Origin of the sequence: Acinetobacter sp. YH12236 (assembly GCF_013417645.1) — a bacterium.
Classification (GTDB): domain Bacteria; phylum Pseudomonadota; class Gammaproteobacteria; order Pseudomonadales; family Moraxellaceae; genus Acinetobacter.
The window spans coordinates 1-2,016 of the sequence record NZ_VPDM01000072.1; the positions used below are offsets into that span (position 1 = coordinate 1).

At 42.2% G+C, this 2,016-nt stretch carries 2 protein-coding genes and 1 pseudogene; all 3 read right to left on the reverse strand.

Annotated elements, in window-relative coordinates:
• Positions 1-259: 259 nt before the first annotated feature.
• The gene (locus FTV14_RS15830) at positions 260-1,489 is read right to left on the reverse strand and encodes an MFS transporter (protein ID WP_180054162.1); all 1,230 of its coding nucleotides are present in this window, start codon (positions 1,487-1,489) and stop codon (positions 260-262) included.
• Between the two features lie 102 nt (positions 1,490-1,591).
• Positions 1,592-1,915 carry a hypothetical protein gene (locus FTV14_RS15835; RefSeq protein ID WP_180054164.1) on the reverse strand — a complete coding sequence of 108 codons (324 nt, stop codon included), beginning with the start codon at positions 1,913-1,915 and terminating at the stop codon, positions 1,592-1,594.
• Positions 1,916-2,016, reverse strand: a pseudogene (locus FTV14_RS15840) (IS982 family transposase); the annotation flags it as partial.

Here is a 2,016-nt window from a genome sequence, read left to right on the forward strand (position 1 = left end):
GCAAATTGTAGGTTTTATCTCAGGTTCAAATTTAAGATTTTAGCAGCACTCCAAACTCTACAATTTGCGTATAGTGGTAGCTAATCACTATATCAATCAAGATACAAGCAGCACTGCTGCGCAAGGGTGAGGTTATTTTATTAATATTTCCCTCTCTCTAACTCTCTCCCATAGGGAGAGAGAACATTCAATACTTTTATTTGAGGCACATAAAGTAAATAGCTTCATTCGATTAAACATTTAAAAGGGCGGAGCTTCTTTAAAACTCCCCTCGCCCTTTCCTTTCTTGCATCACCTGTTTCAGCTGCATACGTGGCAAGCTAAACCACAGCGCAATTAAAATAAACGAGGCACCGCAATAAGCCCAAAGATCAAAAGCTTCATAAGCAATTCTGACCACTTCAATCACGATAAAGAAACTCAGCATCATCAAGATGGATACTGTTGCCGCAACCGTGCCTTTAGACACTTCAGATGACATCAGCGCAAACCGGTACAATACCGAGAAGCTGATCCCTTCACCCAGACTGATGCAAGTGGTACCGATAATCAGGCAATGCAGAAAATAATCCGGAATCAGCATTCCCACTAAAAGCAAAATGGTTCCAAACAGCATCAATGGCACACCCAATATCACTGTCTTACCGAGCGGCATCTTGTCGATAATTTTCAGTAGAATGATATTGCCCAGAATCAGGCCACCCAATACCGGAAACTGAGCCAAGCCATATTGCATGCTACTCAAGCCTAATTCTTCAACCAGAATCACGGGAGATAAGGCAATCCATAGCATCAATGGCAAGCTCACCAGTGGCAATGCCATGGTCATAATCACAAAACGCTTATTTTTCAGGACCTGTTTAAAGTCATCGATAATATAGCTGAGTGGCTGTTTGGGAATACTGATATTGGGATTTGGCATTTTCGCTTTCAGTCCAAACCAGCTCAGAAATGCCAGACAGGCAATGCCGATAAAACCCCAGTGCCATGAGACATGGTCAATCATAAAGGCACCGACCACTGGCCCTAAAAGGGGTGCCAGCAAGGAGACATTGGCCATAAGTGCCATCACTTTAATGGCATCGCGTTCTTCAAAACTTTCCTGAATCGCGGCATAACCCACAGCAGCAATAAAGGACAAGCCAAAACCTTGTAAAAAGCGCAGGAACAGAAAGCTTTGAATATTCGGTGTGAGTAAAATCGCCAGACAGCAGATTACAAAAAAAGCTACGCCACCGAGCAGGACTTTTTTACGGCCTAATCGGTCTGATAAGGGTCCTAAAATTGCGGCAACAAATGCCCCACCTAACAGGAAAAAGGACATAGAAGATGGTGCCCAGGAACTGCTTACGCCAAAATCACGGGTAATGGCCAACATGGCCGGCTGGATCAGGTCATTACAGATATAGACGGAGAATTCAAACAGCACCAGTGCCAGAGGAAACATCAGTGTGGCACGGGTCAGTTTGTGGGTTTGGGCGTTTTGCATGGGAGTTGTTATTGCCAGTCTGCCCATTAATAGCAGACCGAACTTTATCTAAAATAGAGAAGAATAATTTTAGCAGAGATCGGATTTAAAGTATTTTGAACTTTAACTGTTCTCAACCGATTTCTTCATTTTAAAAGATTCAGCTAAAACTTTATTTGCCTCTGTCAGTAATTTGACTTGTTCCAACGAATTATCAGAATTTGAATCAGCTTTCGAATCGTTATAAAGTTCCTGTCCAAAGAAACGATCTGCTAAATGTTTCCGAAGTTCTAAACGATCCTCATCTTTAAATTCACGGGCATAAAGTGGGAAAGAAGCGAGTTCAGTTCCCAACATTCTGGCTTTATATGCCACTTTACGATGTTTAGAAGATTCACGAGCTAAGTACCAAGCAGGTGTAGTTAACCTGAGTTCGATGAAATCCACTTAACCTTTTAGCATATTTTGGAAAGTTGGCTTATTGGGGTTCAAACAATAAGCCACTACAGCAGCCATGATATTCACCATGAAGTTATTTACCGAACGAT